Origin of the sequence: Micromonospora sp. S4605 (assembly GCF_003176715.1) — a bacterium.
Classification (GTDB): Bacteria; Actinomycetota; Actinomycetes; order Mycobacteriales; family Micromonosporaceae; genus Micromonospora; species Micromonospora echinaurantiaca.
Genome location: NZ_QGSW01000075.1, coordinates 1 through 19651 on the forward strand (window position 1 = coordinate 1; position 19651 = coordinate 19651).

Annotated in this window: 19 protein-coding genes; 11 read left to right on the plus strand and 8 right to left on the minus strand. The window is 74.6% G+C overall.

What is annotated here, in order from left to right:
* Positions 1 to 3: 3 nt before the first annotated feature.
* The gene (locus DLJ47_RS04165; RefSeq protein ID WP_013284529.1) at positions 4 to 690 is read right to left on the minus strand and encodes an IclR family transcriptional regulator; all 687 of its coding nucleotides are present in this window, start codon (positions 688 to 690) and stop codon (positions 4 to 6) included.
* Positions 691 to 739: 49 nt separating this feature from the next.
* Between DLJ47_RS04165 and leuC the strand changes: the two genes are divergently transcribed.
* The 4 genes from leuC to DLJ47_RS04185 all read left to right on the plus strand — a co-directional run bounded on the left by leuC (position 740) and on the right by DLJ47_RS04185 (position 5849).
* Positions 740 to 2191 carry a 3-isopropylmalate dehydratase large subunit gene (gene leuC, locus DLJ47_RS04170; RefSeq protein WP_109898780.1) on the plus strand — a complete coding sequence of 484 codons (1452 nt, stop codon included), beginning with the start codon at positions 740 to 742 and terminating at the stop codon, positions 2189 to 2191.
* A gap of 16 nt (positions 2192 to 2207) precedes the next feature.
* Positions 2208 to 2795 carry a 3-isopropylmalate dehydratase small subunit gene (leuD, locus tag DLJ47_RS04175; protein ID WP_109898781.1) on the plus strand — a complete coding sequence of 196 codons (588 nt, stop codon included), beginning with the start codon at positions 2208 to 2210 and terminating at the stop codon, positions 2793 to 2795.
* 172 nt (positions 2796 to 2967) lie between these two features.
* Positions 2968 to 3552: an HU family DNA-binding protein gene (locus DLJ47_RS04180; RefSeq protein ID WP_199235691.1), complete on the plus strand. Its 585-nt coding sequence runs from the start codon at positions 2968 to 2970 to the stop codon at positions 3550 to 3552.
* A gap of 164 nt (positions 3553 to 3716) precedes the next feature.
* The gene (locus DLJ47_RS04185; RefSeq protein WP_233257647.1) at positions 3717 to 5849 is read left to right on the plus strand and encodes an endonuclease/exonuclease/phosphatase family protein; all 2133 of its coding nucleotides are present in this window, start codon (positions 3717 to 3719) and stop codon (positions 5847 to 5849) included.
* Positions 5850 to 6005: 156 nt separating this feature from the next.
* On the opposite strand, the gene DLJ47_RS04190 is transcribed toward DLJ47_RS04185, so the two are convergent.
* Genes DLJ47_RS04190 through cofC form a run of 4 tightly spaced genes read right to left on the minus strand, consistent with a single transcriptional unit; the run spans position 6006 to position 10179 of the window.
* The gene (locus tag DLJ47_RS04190) at positions 6006 to 6938 is read right to left on the minus strand and encodes an NUDIX hydrolase (protein ID WP_109898783.1); all 933 of its coding nucleotides are present in this window, start codon (positions 6936 to 6938) and stop codon (positions 6006 to 6008) included.
* A gap of 24 nt (positions 6939 to 6962) precedes the next feature.
* Positions 6963 to 9269 carry an RNA degradosome polyphosphate kinase gene (locus DLJ47_RS04195; RefSeq protein WP_109898784.1) on the minus strand — a complete coding sequence of 769 codons (2307 nt, stop codon included), beginning with the start codon at positions 9267 to 9269 and terminating at the stop codon, positions 6963 to 6965.
* Positions 9270 to 9322: 53 nt separating this feature from the next.
* Entirely contained in the window at positions 9323 to 9520 is a 198-nt protein-coding gene (locus tag DLJ47_RS04200) for a cold-shock protein (RefSeq protein ID WP_109898785.1), read from the minus strand.
* A gap of 23 nt (positions 9521 to 9543) precedes the next feature.
* Positions 9544 to 10179, minus strand: a complete 636-nt coding sequence (gene cofC / locus DLJ47_RS04205; protein WP_109898786.1) for a 2-phospho-L-lactate guanylyltransferase — start codon at positions 10177 to 10179, stop codon at positions 9544 to 9546.
* Between the two features lie 128 nt (positions 10180 to 10307).
* Between cofC and DLJ47_RS04210 the strand changes: the two genes are divergently transcribed.
* The 6 genes from DLJ47_RS04210 (at position 10308) to DLJ47_RS04235 (ending at position 16896) form a co-directional block, all read left to right on the plus strand.
* Positions 10308 to 11048: a lysophospholipid acyltransferase family protein gene (locus DLJ47_RS04210; protein ID WP_109898787.1), complete on the plus strand. Its 741-nt coding sequence runs from the start codon at positions 10308 to 10310 to the stop codon at positions 11046 to 11048.
* A 76-nt stretch (positions 11049 to 11124) separates the two neighbouring features.
* The gene (locus DLJ47_RS04215; RefSeq protein WP_109898788.1) at positions 11125 to 12123 is read left to right on the plus strand and encodes an NAD(P)H-dependent glycerol-3-phosphate dehydrogenase; all 999 of its coding nucleotides are present in this window, start codon (positions 11125 to 11127) and stop codon (positions 12121 to 12123) included.
* A gap of 5 nt (positions 12124 to 12128) precedes the next feature.
* Positions 12129 to 13265, plus strand: a complete 1137-nt coding sequence (locus tag DLJ47_RS04220; protein WP_109898794.1) for a cystathionine gamma-lyase — start codon at positions 12129 to 12131, stop codon at positions 13263 to 13265.
* 164 nt (positions 13266 to 13429) lie between these two features.
* On the plus strand, positions 13430 to 14218 hold the full coding sequence (locus DLJ47_RS04225; RefSeq protein WP_109898789.1) for a putative protein N(5)-glutamine methyltransferase: 789 nt from the start codon (positions 13430 to 13432) through the stop codon (positions 14216 to 14218).
* A 171-nt stretch (positions 14219 to 14389) separates the two neighbouring features.
* Positions 14390 to 15619 carry a trypsin-like serine peptidase gene (locus DLJ47_RS04230; protein WP_109898790.1) on the plus strand — a complete coding sequence of 410 codons (1230 nt, stop codon included), beginning with the start codon at positions 14390 to 14392 and terminating at the stop codon, positions 15617 to 15619.
* 233 nt (positions 15620 to 15852) lie between these two features.
* Positions 15853 to 16896: an ROK family protein gene (locus DLJ47_RS04235; protein WP_233257648.1), complete on the plus strand. Its 1044-nt coding sequence runs from the start codon at positions 15853 to 15855 to the stop codon at positions 16894 to 16896.
* Here DLJ47_RS04235 and DLJ47_RS04240 read toward each other — a convergent pair.
* Positions 16893 to 17105: a DUF397 domain-containing protein gene (locus DLJ47_RS04240; RefSeq protein ID WP_109898791.1), complete on the minus strand. Its 213-nt coding sequence runs from the start codon at positions 17103 to 17105 to the stop codon at positions 16893 to 16895. The genes DLJ47_RS04235 and DLJ47_RS04240 overlap by 4 nt on opposite strands.
* 4 nt (positions 17106 to 17109) lie before the next feature.
* Positions 17110 to 17955, minus strand: coding sequence for a helix-turn-helix domain-containing protein (locus DLJ47_RS04245; protein ID WP_088995556.1), 846 nt, complete (start codon positions 17953 to 17955; stop codon positions 17110 to 17112).
* Between the two features lie 281 nt (positions 17956 to 18236).
* Between DLJ47_RS04245 and DLJ47_RS04250 the strand changes: the two genes are divergently transcribed.
* Positions 18237 to 18455 (plus strand): hypothetical protein, encoded by a 219-nt coding sequence (locus DLJ47_RS04250; protein ID WP_088995555.1) that lies wholly within the window; start codon positions 18237 to 18239, stop codon positions 18453 to 18455.
* A 109-nt stretch (positions 18456 to 18564) separates the two neighbouring features.
* Here DLJ47_RS04250 and DLJ47_RS04255 read toward each other — a convergent pair.
* On the minus strand, positions 18565 to 19651 hold a 1087-nt coding region (locus tag DLJ47_RS04255), incomplete at its 5' end, for an ATP-binding protein (protein ID WP_109898792.1).

Consider the following 19651-nt stretch of genomic DNA (forward strand, 5'->3'; position numbering starts at 1 on the left):
GGGTTAGAGGCCGGAGAGGCGTTGGCCGGCGCGGACTACGGCCATGGCGTGGCGTTCGCCGGGGCGGCGGCCGAGGCGTTCGATCGGGCCGGAGATGCTGATCGCGGCGATCACCCGGCCGGTGCGGTCCCGGATCGGGGCGGAGACGCTCGCCACACCGGCCTCCCGCTCGGCGACGCTCTGCGCCCAGCCGCGCCGGCGGACCTCGGCCAGCGTGCGGCCGGTGAACTTCGACCGGGGCAGCAGCGGCATCACCGCCTCCGGCGGCTCCCAGGCGAGCAGGATCTGCGCCGCCGACCCGGCGGTCATCGGCAGCACGGAACCGACCGGCACGGTGTCCCGCAGTCCGCTGGCCCGCTCGGCGGCCGCCACGCAGATCCGCTCGTCGGCGCGGCGCAGGTAGAGCTGGGCGCTTTCGCCCGTCGCGTCCCGCAGTGCTGCCAGCAGCGGCTCCGCCGCGGTCAGCAGCACGTCCGGCGCGGCGTTGGCCAGCTCGCCCAGACGCGGGCCGGGGCGCCAGCGGCCCTGGGTGTCGCGTACCAGCATTCGGTGGATCTCCAGTGCCTGTGCCAACCGGTGCGCCGTTGCCCGGGGCAGCTTGGTGCGTTCAACGAGTTCGGCCAGGCTGGCGCCGTCGACGCAGGCGGCCAGGATGACCACCGCCTTGTCGAGAACGCCGACACCGCTCATACTGTGTCCCACAAGCCGAAATTTACCTCCCAGAATTTAGGATGTCCAGATGGTGGGAGTCACTCCCGAGCCGGCGCCCAGGACCCTGGCCGAGAAGGTCTGGGACGCGCACGTCGTACGGTCCGCCGAGGGCGAGCCGGATCTGCTCTTCATCGACCTGCACCTGCTGCACGAGGTGACCAGCCCGCAGGCCTTCGACGGGTTGCGGCTCGCCGGCCGCCGGGTGCGCCGCACCGATCTGACGATCGCGACCGAGGACCACAACACCCCGACCGGGTACGCCGATCCGGCTTTCCGGTCGCGGCGCGGTGACCTGCTCACCATCGCCGACCCCACCTCGCGTACGCAGATCGAGAGGGTGCGCCGCAACTGCGCCGAGTTCGGCATCCGGCTGCACCCGCTGGGCGACGACAACCAGGGCATCGTGCACGTGATCGGTCCGCAGCTCGGCCTCACCCAGCCGGGCATGACCATCGTCTGCGGCGACTCGCACACCGCCACCCACGGCGCGTTCGGGGCGCTCGCCTTCGGCATCGGCACCAGTGAGGTGGAGCACGTGCTGGCCACCCAGACGCTGCCGCAGGCCCGCCCGAAGACGATGGCGGTCACCGTCACCGGGCAGCTCGGCCCGGGCGTCACCGCCAAGGACCTGGTGCTCGCCCTGATCGCCCAGGTGGGCACCGGGGGTGGCCGCGGCCACATCGTGGAGTACCGCGGCGAGGCGATCCGGTCGCTGTCCATGGAGGGGCGGATGACCATCGCCAACATGTCCATCGAGTGGGGCGCCAAGGCCGGCATGATCGCGCCGGACGAAACCACCTTCGCGTACCTCAAGGGGCGGCCCAACGCCCCGCGCGGCGCCGACTGGGACGCGGCGGTGGCCTGGTGGCGGACGCTGCCCACCGACGAGGGGGCGACCTTCGACGCCGAGGTGACCCTGGACGCCAGCCGGATCACCCCGTTCGTGACCTGGGGCACCAACCCCGGGCAGGGCGCGCCGCTGGGCGCCTCGGTGCCGGATCCGGAGGAGTTCGCCAACGAGAGCGAGCGGACCGCCGCCCGCCGGGCCCTGGAGTACATGGACCTCCGTCCCGGCACCGCGCTGCGCGAACTGCCGATCGACGTGGTCTTCGTCGGCTCCTGCACCAACGGCCGGCTGGAGGACCTGCGGGCCGCCGCCGACGTGCTGCGCGGGCACCGGGTCGCCGACGGCGTCCGGATGCTGGTGGTGCCCGGCTCCGCCGCGGTCCGTGAGGCGGCCGAGGCGGAAGGGCTGGACAAGGTCTTCACCGACGCCGGAGCGGAGTGGCGGTTCGCCGGCTGCTCGATGTGTCTGGGCATGAACCCGGACACCCTCACCCCCGGTCAGCGCTGCGCCTCGACCTCCAACCGTAACTTCGAGGGCCGCCAGGGCCGGGGCGGACGCACCCACCTGGTCTCCCCGCCGGTCGCCGCCGCCACCGCCGTGGTGGGCCGGCTGGCCGCTCCCGCCGATCTGTAGAAGGGGCACACCGCAGATGGAGAGGTTCACCACCCACACCGGCACCGCCGTGCCGCTGCGCCGGTCCAACGTGGACACCGATCAGATCATTCCGGCCGTGTACCTCAAGCGGGTGACCCGGACCGGATTCGCCGACGGTCTGTTCAGTGCCTGGCGTGAAGATCAGCAATTCGTGCTGAACGATCCCGCCTATTCGGGGGCGTCGATTCTCGTGGCCGGCCCCGAGTTCGGCACCGGATCATCCCGCGAGCACGCCGTCTGGGCGCTGCGCGACTGGGGGTTCCGCGCGGTGATCTCCCCGCGCTTCGGCGACATCTTCCGCGGCAACGCGCTCAAGGAAGGTCTGCTCCCGGTCGAGCTGGAATTGAAAGCGGTCGAAGAAATCTGGGCTCTCGTCGAGGCCGACCCGACCGCCCCGGTCACCGTCGACCTGGCCGCCCGACAGGTCCGGGCCGGGGACGCCACCTGGTCGTTCCCGCTGGACGACTTCAGCCGCTGGCGGCTGATGGAGGGCTTGGACGACATTGGACTCACCCTCCGACACGAGACGGCGATCAGCGCTTTCGAGGGGCGTCGGCCGGCGTTCCTGCCGAGCGTCGGATAGCCGTACGCCCCAGCCCGCATCGGTTTCCGCCCCCACCGGTTCTGCCGGTGGGGGCGAATCCGTTGCGACACAAGGGCTTTTTTCCACCGAATGTTTGTGTCCCGGCAGCACAGGGCATACCGTGCGCGCAGAATGGCTCGCGTCGAGTCAGTTGCACAATCGGGAGGAAGTCGTGAACAAGGCCGAGCTCATCGAGGCGCTCGCCGTTCGCCTGGGGGACCGGAAGACGGCGACGGCCGCGCTCGACGCGGTCCTCGCTGAGGTCCAGGCGGCGGTAACCAAGGGCGAGAAGGTGGCCATCACCGGTTTCGGAGCGTTCGAAAAGCGCGTCCGGGGCGCGCGAACAGCGCGGAACCCCCGTACCGGCGAGGCGGTGAAGGTCAAGAAGACATCCGTGCCGACCTTCCGGCCGGGTGCCGGGTTCAAGGAGATGGTGGCCAGCGGCAAGGTGCCGAAGGCCACGGCGGCGGCGAAGAAGACCGTCACGGCCGCCAAGACCACCGGCGCCAAGGCCACCGGGGCCAAGGCGACCGCCGCCGGCAAGAAGACCGCCCCGGCGAAGAAGAGTGCCGCGGCCACCAAGACCGCCGCGGCGAAGAAGACCACCACCAAGAAGACCGCCCCGGCGACGAAGAGCGCCGCGGCGACCAAGAAGGCCACCGCGGCGAAGAAGACCGCCACGGCCAGCAAGAGCGCGGCGGCCAAGAAGGCGCCGGCCAAGAAGTCCCCGGCCAAGAAGGCAGCGACCCGCCGCTGACCCGGCCCGTACCGCAGGGGCGTCCACCGTCGTGGTGGGCGCCCCTCGGCGTAGCTGGGTCTCGGTGTATCGCCGTCCCGGCGATGGTGGCCGTCGATCCGGCGTCGACCGGGTCCGGAGTCGGCAGCCGTTGACCGGAAAGCGGTCCCGCGCGCAGAATCGCCGTGCCGACCAACCCCGCCGGTCACGAGAAGAGGGCGCCGGTGCGCTACCGCCACCTCACCACCGCCGCGCTCGCCCTGGGCCTCGTCCTCCTCACCGACGTGCTGCGGGTCTGGCTGCCGTCGATCATCACCATCTTCGGGCAGGCGGCGTCCACCCCGGCGGAGCTGATGGGCGCCTTCGCGCTCGGCTGGTTCCTGCTCGCGCTGGCCGCGCCGCCGCTGGTCCGGCGGATCGGCGCAGGGCGGGTCACCCTCGCCGCCGCGGTGCTGCTGGCCGCGATCCGGCTGGCGCTGACCGCCGCCCCGGGCGGCCGGACGCAACTGTGGCTGGCCACCGCCGGTCTGCTGGCCGGTCTGCTGTGGTTGGCCGGCGTCGCCGCCGGCACGCCCCGACCGGTGCCCGGGCTGGCGCTGGGGCTCGCCCTCGCCGCCGTCGGGCACGCGCTGCTCGACACGTACGACCTGGTCTGGCGCGGCGACTGGCTGGCCTGGTCGGCCAGTGGCGGGCTGGCCGCGCTCTTCCTGGCCACGGAGGTCCCGCGCCCGTCGAGCCGGCCGACGGAACCGGCGGCCGGCGGCGGTCGGGCCTGGCTGCTGGCCGGCCCGGGACTGCTGCTGGCCGGCATGGTCGCGCTCTCCCCGGCGCTCGCCAGCACGGCGATGTCCTACTGGTACGGCCCGGGCGACGGCATCGCCGGGCCACCGCCGCTGGGCCTGGCGCTGGCCGGCGGAGCGATCGGGCTCTTCGTGCTCGCCGCGCTGGCGCCGGTACGGCGCTGGTGGCCGGCCGCGCCGGTGGCCCTGCTGCTCGGGGCGCTGCTCTTCGCTCTCGACCGGCCGGCGCTGCTCGTCCCGGCGGTCCTGTTGACCGCAGTCGGCCTCGGCGGCTGCCTGGCCCGCACCGACGCGCCCGCACCCGGCACCGAACCGGAACCCGGCGCCGAGCCAGGCGCGATCGTCGAGCCGGGCCCGATCGTCGAGCCAGCACTCGGCGCGGAGCCGGCACCCCGCGCCGAGCCGGCACGAGCCGGCGCGGTCACGGTCGGCGCCGGCGTTCCGGCGAGCGGTGCCGCCGCCGGCCCGCCCGCGCAGCCGGCCACGGTCGGCACCGGCGAGTCCGGGGACGATGCCGCCCCCGGGCCCGCCCGTGCCGACCTGCGGCGCAGCTACGCCGCCGTCGCCGGGATGCTGGTCTTCGCGGTCGCCGCCATCGGCTACTACGCCGCCTACGACCTCGGCTACCCCAACGGCTGGGCGCCGGTCGCCGTGGCCGCGTTGGTCGCCGGGGTGGCCGTGACCGCCCCGACGCCCGCGCGCCGCCCGCCGGCGACGCTGCCCCCGGTGCGGACGGCCGCCGCGCTGGCCGCGGTGACCCTGCTCGCCGCGTGGGGGCACGGACCGTGGCTGGTGGCGAGCAACCGCCCCGGTCCGCCGCAGACGGTCCGGCTGGTGGCCTACAACGTGCGGATGGGTTTCGGGCTGGACGGGCGGTTCGACCTGACCGGCCTGGCCCGGGTCGTCAGCGCCGAACGGCCGGACGTGGTGGTGCTCAGCGAGGTGGACCGGGCCTGGCTGCTCAACGGCGGCCACGACACGCTCACCCTGCTGGCGAAGCGGCTCGACATGCCGTACGTCTTCGCGCCGGCCGCCGATCCCGTCTGGGGTGACGCCGTGCTCAGCCGCTGGCCGACCACCGCGCCGCGCACCCGGGCGCTGCCGGCGGTCGGCGCGCCCACCGGGGCGCAGGCGCTCGCGGTCGACCTCGACCTCGGTGGCGGGGTCCGGCTCGCGGTGGTGAGCACCCACCTGCAACCCCCGCCCGACCAGGAGCCGGTGGTCCAGGCCCGCGCGGTCGCCGAGTTCGCCACCGGGTACGCCGCCGGCCGCCCGCTGGTGGTCGCGGGCGACCTGAACACCGAACCGGGCGAGGCGGCCTTCGCGGAGTTCACCCGGGCCGGCCTGGTCGACGCGCTGGCGACGGCCCGGCCGCTGCCCACCAGCCCGGCCGACGACCCGCGCCAGCAGATCGACCACGTCCTCGTCTCGCCCGGTCTCGCCGCCTCGGGCGCCGTGGCGCCGCGCAGCGAGGCCAGCGACCACCTGCCGGTCGCGGTGACGCTCACCCTGCCCTGACCCGGGCCGCCGGCGCCGCGGGCCGCAGCGGCGCAACGAGCCCGGGCGGCGCAACGAGCCCGGGCGGCGCAACGAGCCCGGGCGGCGCGACAGGCCCGGGCGGCGCGACACCCGTGCCGGCGCGGAAACCCAGCCGGCGCCCCGGCGGGGACCGACTCAGAGGCGGTCGGCGGCGAGCAGGCGGTCGCCGGCGAACGCCAGCAACCAGCCGCCGCCCTTCGGGGTGCTGAAGTCGTCCGCCCGCCCGGTGAGCCGGGCCAGGGCGCCCGGGATCACCCTGCCCTGGCTGCACACCGCCACCGACTCGCCGGCGGCGGCCAGCTCAACCAGCCGGGCGGCGGCGGCCAGCGCGCACTCGTCGGGCTGCTGGCCCGGCCGTGGCTCGTCCAGGTCGCCGACCACCTCGATCGGCAGGTCGAGTTCGGCGGCCGCCGGGTCGAGGGTCTGCACGCACCGCCGCGCCGAGGCCGACACCAGCCGCACCGGGCGTACCAGCGCCACCAGCGGGACCAGCGCGTGCGCCTGCGACCAGCCGCGGGCGTCCAGCGGCCGGCCGGTGTCCGGGCCGGTCCAGGTGCCCCGCTGGCCGGCGTGCGCGTGCCGGACCAGCGCCACCGTCGCGGTGACCGCCGGCAGCGCGGCGAACGCGGCCAGCACCTCCGCGTCGTGCGGGTAGCTGACCAGCCGGATCGCCTCGTCGACGCCGAGCCAGCGCACCTCGTCCACCTCGGTGCCGGGCTCGAAGCCGCCGTTCGCCACCGCCCGCATCGACCAGTAGTCGACCGCCTTCGGCCGGCCCTCGCTGCGGTAGCTCACGGTGGGCAGCCGCACCTGCGGCACGGCCCGCACGTCGGTCTCCTCCGCCACCTCCCGGACGGCGGCCACCAGCGGTCGCTCGCCCGGTTCCAGCTTGCCCTTGGGCAGCGACCAGTCACCGTAGCGGGGGCGGTGCACCAGGCAGACCACCGGGCCGTCCGGCCCGCCCGGACGCCAGACCACCCCGCCGGCGGCCCGGATCCGCGTCGCGTCGTCGGGATCGTCGGCCGGCCCGGTCCGGCCCGCGCCGGCCGAATCCCGCTCATCCAGCATCTGGTCAGCCTATGCGCGCCACGGTCAGCTCGCGGTGCCAGCGACCCGATGCAGCAGGAGTTCCTGCAGCTGGGTCAGGGGCGCCTCGGCGGTGCCGGTACGCCGGGTCCAGGTGCCGTCCGCGGCCAGCTCGAAGGCGTCCACCTCCGGGCTCATCGCGGCGGTCAGCACCTGGTCCAGCTCGGCCCGGGCCACCGGGTCGCTGACCCGCACCAGCGCCTCGACCCGGCGGTCGAGGTTGCGGTGCATCAGGTCGGCCGAACCCATCCAGAACTCGGCGTTGCCGTTGTTGCCGAACCGGAAGATCCGGGAGTGCTCCAGGAACCGGCCGAGGATCGACCGCACCCGGATGTTCTCCGACAGCCCCGGCACCCCGGGACGCAGCGTGCACATGCCGCGGATCAGCAGGTCGACGTGCACACCCGCCCGGGAGGCCCGGTAGAGGGCGTCGGTGATCTCCTCGTCGACCAGGGCGTTCACCTTGAACTGCACAAGGCCCGGCACGCCGAGCCGGACGTGCGCGATCTCGCGCTCGATCCGCTCGATCAGGCCGCTGCGGATGCCCTGCGGCGCCACCAGCAGCCGCCGGTAGCCGGTCTGCCGGCTGTAGCCGGTGAGCACGTTGAACAGGTCGGTCAGGTCGGCGCCGATCTCCGGGTCGGCGGTGAGCATGCCGAAGTCCTCGTAGAGCCGGGCGGTCTTCGGGTGGTAGTTGCCGGTGCCGATGTGGCAGTAGCGGCGGATCTGGTTGCCCTCCTGGCGTACCACCAGGGCGGTCTTGCAGTGCGTCTTCAGCCCCACCAGGCCGTAGACCACGTGGCAGCCGGCGCGCTCCAGGGTGCGGGCCCAGCCGATGTTGGCCACCTCGTCGAAGCGCGCCTTCAGCTCGACCAGCACCACCACCTGCTTGCCGGCGGCGGCCGCGTCGACCAGCGCGTCCACGATCGGGGAGTCGCCGCTGGTGCGGTAGAGGGTCTGCTTGATGGCCAGCACGTCCGGGTCGGCCGCGGCCTGCTCGATGAAGCGCTGCACGCTGGTGGCGAACGAGTGGTACGGGTGGTGCACCAGGATGTCGCCGTCGCGCAGGGTGGCGAAGACGCTGCGCGGCACCTCGCCCTCGGTCAGCCGGGGGTGGGTGGCCGGCACGAACGGCGGGTCCTTCAGGTCCGGCCGGTCGGCCTCGTTGTAGACCTGCCAGAGCGCGGAGAGGTCCAGCAGGCCCGGCACCCGCAGCACGTCCTGGTCTGCCATGTCCAGCTCGCGGACGAGCAGCTCCAGCATGTGGTCGGAGATCGAGGCGGCCACCTCCAGCCGGACCGGCGGGCCGAACCGGCGCCGGGCCAGTTCCCGCTCCAGCGCCTGGAGCAGGTCCTCGTCGCGGTCCTCGTCGACCTCCACCTCGGCGTTGCGGGTGACCCGGAACAGGTGGCACTCCACCACCTGCATGCCGGAGAAGAGCTGCTCCAGGTGCACTGAAATCAGGTCCTCCACCGGCAGCATCCGTACGCCCGGCCGGTCGCGGTGCACCCGGACGAACCGGGGCACGTTGTTCGGAACCTTCACCCGGGCGAAGAGCTCCGAGCCGCCGTCCGGGTCGCGGACCGCCACCGCCAGGTTCAGCGACCGCCCGGAGATGTACGGGAACGGGTGCGCCGGGTCGACCGCGAGCGGGGTGAGCACCGGGAAGATCTGCTCCCGGAAGTACGCGCGCAGCCGCTCCCGTTCGGCGTCGTCCAGGTCCGCCCAGCGCAGGATCCGGACGTCCTCGGCGGCCAGCCTCGGCAGCACGTCGTCGACGAAGCAGGCGGCGTGCCGGGCGACCAGCGTGGCGGTCTTCCCGGCGATCAGCTCCAGCTGGGTGCGCAGCGGCATCCGGTCGCCGCCGCGGACCGGCAGGCCGGCCTGGAGCCGCCGCTTCAGCCCGGCCACCCGCACCATGTAGAACTCGTCCAGGTTGCTGGCGAAGATGGCCAGGAACTTGGCCCGCTCCAGCAGCGGCGTACGGGCGTCCTCGGCCAGCGCCAGCACCCGCGCGTTGAAGTCGAGCCAGGACAGCTCCCGGTTGAAGAAGCGGTCCTCGGGCAGCGGCGGGGCGGCGGGCGCCTCGTCGACGGCCGGCGGGCCGACCTCCGGGTCCAGCACCTCCTCGAGCCCGGCCGAGGCGGCACCGGCGTCGGTGCCCGGCCCGAGCGGGTCGACCGTGGCGTGCGCGGTCTCGGCGCTGCCGGCGGGACGGAAGCGGCCGTCCGCGCCTCGGGCGCGGGTGCCGTTGCGGGGGGCGGCCGGCTCGGTGGCGCGCGGGCCGGCGGGATGCTCGCGAGGGGTGCTCACCCGCTCATAATCACCCGACCCGGGTTAACGCAAAATGAACTTGGCGCGGTCGGTCAGGCCATCGTCGGCAACGTCACCCGGACGACCGCACCGCTGGCGTCCCGGTCGATCCGCACCCGCTGGCCGAGGCGGAGCAGCCGCAGCCCGGAGGCGTCGAACGCCCGGGCGGGAAAGGCCAGCTCGGTGCCGTCGTCGAGGAGCAGCAGCCCGCTGCGGGTCGCCGCGTCGAAGGTGGCCACCGTGCCCTGCATGCCAGCACCGTACACCGGGCGGGTCAGGCCGGGCAGCGGGCCGCGGCGAGCGCCGCCGTCCGCGGCCCCAGCCCGAGCCGGACCGCCGCCGCCAGGTCGGCGGCGGTGTCCACGTCCCGGCGCAGGCTCGGCCACCTCCCGGCCAGCGGCAGCGCCCCGCTCGCCGCGTGCGCGCCGGCCGAGCCGACCCCGAACCGGGGGTCCAACGGCAGCCCGGGTGGCGCGGCGAGCAGCACGGTGCCGTCGCCCGGGGCGTCGGCCACGAACCGGCGTACCCCCGGCGGGCCGGCGCACACCGCCCGCAGCGCCGCCGCCAGCTCGGCCGGGCGCAGCGCGGGCAGGTCGGCGGTGAGCCCGGCCACCCACCCGCCGCCGGCCGCGGCCGCGCCGTGCCGGAACGCGGCGTTCAGCCCGGCGCCCGGCCGGTCGGGCAGCACCCGGGCGCCCGCGTCGAGGGCCGCCGCGGCCACCCGGGCGTCGTCGGTGACCACCAGGATCTCGGCCACCGCCGGGCAGGCCCGCACCGCGGCGACGGTGTCGGTCGCCAGGGCCAGCGCCAGCTCCTCGTGCGGTACGCCCGCCAGCGCGCCCCGCAGCCGGCTCTTCGCGACGGCCAGGCGCTTCACCGGCACCACCACGGCCCAGGTCGGCTGACTCACACCCGCAATCCTGCCAGCCGGCCGGCGGTACCCTCACTGGCCGTACCGAGGGCGAGCAGGCATGATTTCCCGCGGCGGCTGTCACCGGTGGGTCCGGTGCGCGGGTCGGGGCGGCACGAGGAGGCGCAGTGACACGGCGGAGGCTGGGGTTCTGGCAACGGTTCGCCGTGGTAGTGGTCAAGCCGGTGATGACCGTCTGGACCCGGCGCACCTGGCGCGGCATGGAGCACCTGCGCCGCGAGGGCGGGGTGATCGTGGTGCCCAACCACCTCTCGCACGCCGATCCGCTGGTCTCCGCGCACTTCATCTACGACTCCGGGCGGTGGCCGCAGTACCTCGGCAAGGCCAGCGTGTTCAAGGTTCCGGTGGTCGGCTGGATCCTGCACCGGTGCAAGCAGATCCCGGTCGAGCGGGGCACGGTGGACGCGGTCCGGTCGCTGGACGCCCTGGTCGCCGCGCTGAACGAGGGCGGCGCGGTGGTGATCTACCCGGAGGGCACCATCACCCGGGAGCCCGACCTGTGGCCGATGAAGGGCAAGACCGGCGCCGCCCGGCTGGCGCTGGCCACCGGCGCCCCGGTCATCCCGGTCGCCATGTGGGGCCCGGAGCGGATCTTCGACCCGCGGACCACGCGGCTGAGCCTGCGGCCCCGGATCCCGGTGTCGGTGGCCGCCGGACCACCGGTCGACCTGAGCGCGTGGGCGGGCGCCACCCCGACCCGGGCCACCCTCGAGGAGATGACCGACGCGATCATGCTGAGCATCCGCGACCTGCTCGCCGAGATCCGTGGCGGCACCCCGCCGCCGCTGTGGGAACGACCGCCCCGCCCGACCCCGGACCAGGGCCAGCAGCCGGAGGCGGCGGCATGAGCGAGCGTCAGCGAGTGAATCATCGGCTCAGTGCTGTGGAGCCTCATGGCGTCGCCGAGCGCAGCGAGGTGGCGGCATGAGCGGGCATGTGGCGGTGCTCGGGGCGGGCTCGTGGGGGACGGCGTTCGCCAAGATCCTCGCCGACGCCGGTCGGGACGTCACCATCTGGGCCCGCCGCCAGCCGGTCGCCGACACCATCCGCGCCGAGCGGCGTAACCCGGAGTACCTGCCGGACCTGGTGCTGCCGGCGCGGGTGACCGCGACCGGGGACGCCGCCGAGGCGATCACCGGGGCGGAGCTGGTGGTGCTGGCCGTGCCGTCGCAGACGCTGCGCGGCAACCTCGCCGGCTGGGCCGGGCAGCTGCACCCGGACGCCACCCTGGTCTCCCTGATGAAGGGCATCGAGCTGGGCACCACCAAGCGGATGAGCGAGGTGATCGTGGAGACCGCCGGGGTGGCGGCGGACCGGGTGGTGGTGGTCTCCGGCCCGAACCTGGCCCCGGAGATCGCCGCCGAGCAGCCGGCCGCCACCGTGGTCGCCTGCACCGACTCGGACCGGGCCACGCTGGTGCAGCGCTCCATCACCACGCCGTACTTCCGCCCGTACACCAACGACGACGTGATCGGCTGCGAGCTGGGCGGCGCGGTCAAGAACGTGATCGCCCTGGCCTACGGCATCGCCACTGCCATGGGCTTCGGCGACAACACCCGGGCGATGCTGGTCACCCGGGGGCTGGCCGAGACGGCCCGGCTCGGGGTGGCCCTCGGCGCCGACCCGCTGACCTTCGCCGGCCTGGCCGGGATGGGCGACCTGGTCGCCTCCTGCTCGTCGCCGATGGCCCGCAACCGCACCTTCGGCGAGCACCTCGGCCGGGGCGCCACCCTGGAGGAGGCCCGGGTCGCCACCCGGCAGACCGCCGAGGGGGTCAAGAGCGCGCTGGCCATCCGCGACCTGGCCCGGGCGCACGCGGTGGAGATGCCGATCACCGAGCAGGTGGAACTGGTCTGCCACGAGGGGGTCGACCCCCGGCTGGCGGTGGCCGCCCTGATGAGCCGTACGACCAAACCGGAGTGAGCGAGATGGCCGATCAGCACGACGGAACCCGGTGCGTGCACGCCGGGCTGCCCGAGCCGGTGCCGGGGGAGCCGTTCCTGCCCGGGCCGGTCTTCGCGGCGCCGTACCACCTCGACCCGTGGCAGGGCCCGGCGGCGACGCCGAACGGGTACGGCCGGCCGGACAATCCGACCCGGCGGCTGCTGGAGGCGGCGATCGGCGACCTGGAGGGCGGCGTCTGCCGGGTCTTCGCCAGCGGGCAGGCGGCGATCACCGGGCTGCTGCTGGCGGTGCTGCGTCCGGGGGACACCGTGCTGCTCCCCGCCGACGGCTACTACTCGGTGCGGTCGTTCGCCACCGGGACCCTGGAGGAGTTGGGGGTGCGGGTGCGCTTCGTGCCGACCGCCGGCCCCTACCCGTCGCTGGACGGCGTCCGCCTGGTGCTGGTCGAGACGCCCGCCAATCCCGGCCTGGACGTGGCCGACGTGGCCGCGCTGGCCGCCGAGGCGCGCGCCGCCGGCGCTCTGCTGGCGGTGGACAACACCACCGCCACTCCGCTCGGGCAGCGCCCGCTCGACCTCGGCGCCGACCTGGTGGTCGCCTCCGGCACCAAGGCGCTGACCGGCCACTCCGACCTGCTGCTCGGCTACGTGGCCAGCCGGTCGGCCGAACTGCTCGACAAGGTCACCGGCTGGCGGTCCACCGCCGGGGCGGTCCCCGGCGCGTTCGACGCCTGGCTGGCGCACCGCTCGCTGGCCACCCTGGACCTGCGGCTGGCCCGGCAGACCGCGAACGCCGAGGCGATCGCCCGGCTGCTCGCCGACCGCCCGGACGTGACCGGGCTGCGCTGGCCCGGGCTGCCCGACGACCCGGCGTACCCGGTGGCGTCGGCGCAGATGCGCCGGATTCCCGGCGTGCTCTCCTTCGACCTCGGTGACGCCGAGCGGGTGGCCCGGTTCCTGGCCGCCGCGAAGCTGGTGTTCGCGGCCACCTCCTTCGGCGGGCTGCACACCACCGCCGACCGGCGGGCCCAGTGGGGCGACGCCACCGGCCCCGGCTTCGTCCGGTTCTCCTGCGGCGTGGAGGACACCGTCGATCTGGTCGCCGACGTCACCGCCGCGCTGGACGCCGCCGGACCGGGCGGTACGGCGACCGCCGGTTGAGCTATCGTCTCGGTGGCCCGCACCGGGCCCGACCATGGCCCGGGTGGGGCCCCGAACCGAGGGGGTGAGTCCGATCCACCAGACGAGCCGGACCGGCGCTCCCTCCCACGTCGCCGCCGAATAGGCGGGCCGGGAGCGCCGACGAGCGTTCCCGGAGGTACCCCATGACATCCCCCCACCGTTTCGACCACGCCGATCTCGTGCGCCGGCTGCGCGCCGCCGGCTGCGTCTACGCCGAGGACGAGGCGGACCTGCTGATCGCCGCCGCGGACTCCCCGCGGGCGCTGGCCGACCTGGTCGACCGCCGGGTCGCCGGCCTGCCGCTGGAGCACCTGCTCGGCTGGGCCGAGTTCTGCGGCATGCGGGTCGCCGTCGACCCCGGCGTGTTCGTGCCGCGCGGTCGGACCGCCCTGCTGGTCGACGCCGCCGGCGCGGTGACCGGCCCGGCGGCCGCCGCGCTCGACCTCTGCTGCGGCTCCGGCGCCACCACCCTGGCGCTGGCCCGCCGGCTCGCGCCGCGCTGGCTGGCCGGCGCCGACATCGACCCGGCGGCGGTGGCCTGCGCGCGGCGCAACCTCGCCGGCACCGGCGTCGAGGTGTACCAGGGTGACCTGTTCGATCCGGTCCCGCCGGCCTGGCGGGGGCGGTTGGACCTGGTGGTGGCCAACGCCCCGTACGTGCCGACGGCGGCGGTGGCGTTGATGCCGCCCGAGGCGCGGCTGCACGAGGCGCCGGTGGCACTCGACGGCGGGCCGGACGGCCTGGCCGTGCTGCGCCGGGTGGCCGCGGGCGCCGCCGAATGGCTGGCCCCCGGCGGGCACCTGGTGGTGGAGACCAGCGCCGCCCAGGCGGACGCGCTGTGCGCGCTGCTCACCGCCGCCGGCCTGATCCCGACCCTGCTGCGGGACGACGACCTGGAGGCCACCGCCGTCACCGCCCGCCGCCCCACCTGACCCCGCCACACCGGCCTGCCCGGCCCGCCGGGCCCATCCGGCCGTGCGGGTCGGGCGGCCATCGCCGCCGCCGACCCATACCATTAGATAGATAATCTTGTATGTATCGATCGGCTCCGGTATGAAGACCGCAAGGGCGGCGACGGGCCGCCTCCTTGGGGAGGAGCGACGATGAAGCAATCTCGACGCCGCGTGCGGACGGCGGCAGTCGCGTTCGCCGCCTGCGCGCTCGGGCTGAGCCTGGTGTCGGCGCCCGCCGTCGCGGCGGACCCGGACCAGCCCCTCGCGCCGCAGTCCGAGCGGGCTCCCGAGTCGGAACAGTTCTCCGCCGAGGGCGTCACCACGGTCGGTGAGCTGCGCACGGTCGACGGCTCGCTGTCGTACGCCCGCGACGGCCGTACCCAGGTCATCCGGCACCCCGGCGCGGCGTACGTGAAGGTGCACTTCAGCTCGCTGCGGCTGGGCCACGGCGACTACGTCACCGTGTCCAGCCCGGACGGCCGGGAGAGCTACCGGTACGACCGCTCGCTGAACCGGGCGACCGGCTCGGACTACACCACCGACGGGCGGCCGGGGTTCTGGGCCATGTCGGTGGACGGCGACACCGCGGTGGTGAAACTGCACAGCAGCCGCCGGTCGGGCGGTGCGGCCGCGACCATCGACCGGCTCTGGCGCGGGTACGACGCCGCGGAGATCGGCCAGTACAACTTCGCCACGCAGTCCGTGTGCAGCACGGACGCCCGCCGCGACGTGGTCTGCTACCAGAGCAGCCACCCCACCGAGTACGCCCGGGGCAACGCGGTGGCCCGGCTGCTGATCAGCGGTGGCGGCATGTGCACCACCTGGCGGGTCGGCAACACCAACCGGATGCTGACCAACAAGCACTGCATGTCGACGCAGTCCACCGTCAGCGGCAGCGAGATGCAGTTCAACTACCAGTGCGCCACCTGCGGCGGCAACAACCCGGGCGCCGGTACGAAGGTCAGCGGCGCCACCCTGTACAAGGTGAGCGCCGGCGGCTCCAGCCAGCTGGACTACGCCCTGTTCTCGGTCAACAACTTCAGCAGCATCCAGGGGTTCGGCACGCTGTACCTGGCGACGACGGCCACCGCCACCGGCACGCGGATGTACATCCCGGGTCACGGCGACGGCCGACCGAAGCGGCTGTCGATCTACGAGGACAGCCAGGGCGGCGCGCTCTGCACCGTACGGAACGGGAACTACAACACCTGGAACATCAGCTACAGCTGTGACACCTCGGGCGGCAACTCGGGCTCTCCGGTGCTGAACGGCAGTCACCGCGTGATCGCCCTGCACCACCTCGGCGGCTGCCCGTCGAACCAGGGCGCCAAGGCCCACCTGATCTACAACGAGATCGCCAGCCTGATCGCCAACGGCTGACCGACGACGGCCGCCGGAGCGCGACGCGTTCCGGCGGCCGCCGCTGTCCGGCCCCGTACTGGCGCGCCGGTGTCCGCCGTCGGCTGGCGCGGCCGCCGCCGCCGGCGTGACTGCCGCCGCCACGGGTGCGGTGGGGGTGACCGGCGCGGCCGGGGCGTGGGCATGGCGGAGCTCGGCGACGGGAACTAGCCTTCCGGCAGGTCACTACGACGGGAGGCGGCGCGGTGGGGGGCGTGGAGAGCGCGGTGGTCGTCGGCCTGGACAACGGCGGCACCAGCAACAACGCCACCGTGCTCACCGTGGACGGCCGGTTCCTGGTGGACGGCCTGGTGGAGACCCCCAGCGAGGTGCTGGCCGGCCCGGAGGTGGCGATCGAGGCGCTGGCCCGCGCGTTCGACGGGGTGCTGGCGTTGACCGGGATCCCGCGCGGGCAGGTGCGCGCGGTCGGCCTGGACACCCCTGGCCCGGCCAGCGCGACAGGGGTGATCTCGTCCCGTGGGTCGACGAACTTCTCCCAGCCGGCCTGGCGCGGCTTCGACGTTCGCGGCGCGCTGGAGCGGCGGCTCGGGCTGCCGGTGGTCTACCACAACGACGGGAACGCGGCAGCGCTCTACGCCCACCACGCGTACTTCGGTGGCGAGGCGATGCGGCGCTCGTCGGTGTCGGCCATCGTCGGGACCGGGCTGGGCGGCGGCGTGGTGGAGAGCGGCCGGGTGGTGGCCGGGGCCGCCGGCATGGCGGGCGAGCTGGGGCACGTGCACATCCCGCTCACCGGCCTGCTCGCCCCGGACCAGCCCGTGCCGACCTGCGCCTGCGGCTTCGCCGGCGACGCGGAGAGCGTCGCCTCGCTGACCGGGATCGCCCGCAACCTGCTGCCGTACTGGCTGACCCGCCACCCCGGGCATCCGCTCGCGGCCGAACCGCCGGCCCGGGCGGCGAAGCTGGTCCGCGGCTACGGGGAGCGCGGCGACGCGCTGGCCCGGGAGATCTTCACCCAGCAGGCGATGGCGCTCGGCCGGCTCTTCACCGTCGCGGCGAACTTCACCGACCCGCACGCGTACTTCGTCGGCGGCGGCGTGGTGGAGGCGGAGCCGGAGTTCCGGGACTGGTTCCTGGCGACCGTACGCGAGCACACCGTGCTGCGCGCGGAGCAGGCCGAGGTGGCCACGTTCGCCCTGGTGCCCGAGCGGGACATGGCCGGCGCCCGGGGCGCGGCGATCGCGGCGCTGGAGGCGCTGCGCGCCGAGCCGGCCCCGCGACCGCTGGTCGGCGGCTAGCGCCGCCGCCCGCGGCGCGGCGGTGCCGCGGCGAAGGCCGCCCAGGCCGTGGGCGGGAAGAGCAGGGCCGGCCCGGCCGGGTCCTTGGAGTCGCGCACGGCCACCGTGCCGGGGATCGCCGCCACCTCCACGCACGCCCCCTCGTCGCCGCTGTGGCTGCTCTTGCGCCACCCGGCCGAGGCCAGCGCCGCGCTGATCGTCGAGGTCATGGTCCTACCGTCCCTTCAGGAGTTGAAGGAGCTGGTCGCGGCTGTCCGCCGGGCTGAGCGCGACGGTCCGCAGGTGCTCCATGATCTTGGTGCAGGTACGCAGGTCGCCCGGCCGGTCCAGGACCATCTGCCCGGCCACCGTCTCCACCGACGCGATGATCGGGTCCTCCGGATCGGCGAACTCCAGGATGTGCAGCGAGCCCCGGGTGCCCCGGTGGTAGCCGGCGGCCAGCGGGATCACCTGCACGGTGATGTTGGGCAGCTCGGCCATCTTCAGCAGGTGGCGCAGCTGGCCCTCCATCACGCCCCGGTCGCCCACCGGACGCAGCAGCGCGCCCTCGTCGATGATCGCGTCGAGGATGGGCGGCTCGTCGCCGGTGAGCCGCTGCTGGCGGTCCAGCCGCAGCTGGACCCGCTGCTCCACCTGGTCGTCGCCGAGCGTGTGCGGACCGCCGCGCATCACGCCGCGGATGTAGTCGGCGGTCTGCAGCAGCCCGGGCACCACCGACGGCTCGAAGTTGGCGATCCCGGTCGCCTCGGCCTCCAGCGCGATGAAGTCGATGGTGCGCCGGTCCAGCAGGTACGAATAGGACACCCACCAGCCGGGCTTGCGGGCGTCCTTGGCCAGTTGCACGGCCGCCGTGACGTCGTCCGCGGCGACCCCGTAGAGGGTGAGCAGGGCGCGCACGGTGGCCGGGCTGACCAGCGTCTGGGCGTTCTCGTAGCGGGAGAGGGTGCTCCGGGTGCTGTTGATCTCGTCGGCCGCCGCCTCCAGGGTGAGCCCGGCGGCCTCCCGGTGGGTGCGCAGCGCGATGCCGAGCCGGCGGGCACGCGCGGTCTTGGGAGCCATGCATCGATGGTCGCACACGTATCGGGAATTAGTACATGAGAGAACGCCGATGAGAGTTGCATTCATGGCTGTGAAGGTGTCAATCTGTCATCGCGTCCTCACCGCCGGTTGTCGTGGCGACGGCGGCGGTGAGCGACCGGAGGGGATGGGGCGCGCGGCGGTCGGGTTTCTCCCCCGTACCCGATCGCCGCGTGCCACACCACCAGGGCGGCCGCACACCGGAAGGGACTCGACGTGCGTACTGGTCAGCAGGATCCCGCCGAGCGCGCCGGCGGCCGGCGATGACCCGGTTCCTGGTGGTGCTCACGGACGTCCGCCCGATCGACGGCAGCTGGCGCAACGAGCGGACCTGTCCCGAGCGGCGCCGTCAGGTGGTCGGCGCGAGCAGCCGGGAGGCGGCCGAGCGGATCGCCGGCGCGTTCATGGCGCTGGGCATGGTGCGGGCCGGCCGGCAGCGGGTCAAGGTGATCGCCATCGGCCGGCGGCACGCCCGCGGTTGAGCTCCGGTCCGAGCGGCATCCGCGCGGTGACCGCCGCGCGACACCCGCGCGGTGATGGACCCGGCCCGGCGGGCGGCGCGGCCCGGCGCCCCGCCGGGCCGCCCCGCGCTCAGAGCAGCTTGCGCCGCTTCAGGTACGCCACCAGGTCGTCGTAGACGCCGCCCTCGTTGGCGAACATGGCCACGTTGCGGGCGGTGGCCATCCACGGCCGGGTCGACGGCCGCACCTCCTTCAGCGCCCGCTCCAGGTCCCGCTGCTCGATCATCCGCACCTCGCCGGTGCGGACCGAGTCGGCCATCGCGAACTCGGCCGCCGTCTCGCAGAGGTGGGCCAGGTCGGCGCCGGAGAAGTCCTCGGTCGCCGCGACCACCTTGCGCAGGTCGATCCCGGCGATCGGCCGGTCCCGCAGGTGGTACTCGAGGATCGCCCGGCGGGCGTCGGCGTCCGGCGGGAGCACCAGCACCACCCGGTCGAGCCGGCCCGGGCGGCGCAGCGCCGGGTCCACGTCCCACGGGGTGTTGGTGGCGGCCAGCACGAAGACGCCCTCGTTGTTGCCCTCCATGCCGTCCAGCTCGGCGAGCAACTGGTTGCCCAGCGTCCGCATCGAGCTGGAACTCACCTGGGAGCGCTTGTGGCCGAGCGCGTCGATCTCGTCGAGGAAGAGCACGCAGGGCGCGTTGCGCCGGGCTGCCTGGAACAGCTCGTGCAGGTTGCGCTCGGAGTTGCCCATCCACATGTCCAGCACGTCCACGATGGACAGCGAGATGAACTTGGCGCCCATCTCACCCGCCACCGCCCGGGCCAGGAAGGTCTTGCCGCAGCCGGGCGGGCCGTAGAGCATCAGCCCGCCGCGCAGGCTCTTGCCGTACATCCGGCGTAGCTCCGGGTTGCGCAGCGGGCCGAGGAAGGCCAGCTCCAGCCGCTCCTTCACGGCCACCATGCCGCCCACGTCGGCCAGCCGGATCCCGGAGACCTCCACGTCGTACACCCGGTCGGCGTCGCCGGTCACCGGCTCGGGCTCATCGCCGGCCCGGGCGAAGCGCGGCGGCACGATGTCGGCCAGTTCCTGCTCGTAGGCGGCCAGCGGGTCGGACCCGTCGGCGGCCGGCGGCACGTCCGGCCCGGCCGGCGCGGGCCGCTGCGCGGGCGCGGCCGGGGCCGCCGGCGACTGCGGGGCCGCCGGTGACTGCGGGGCC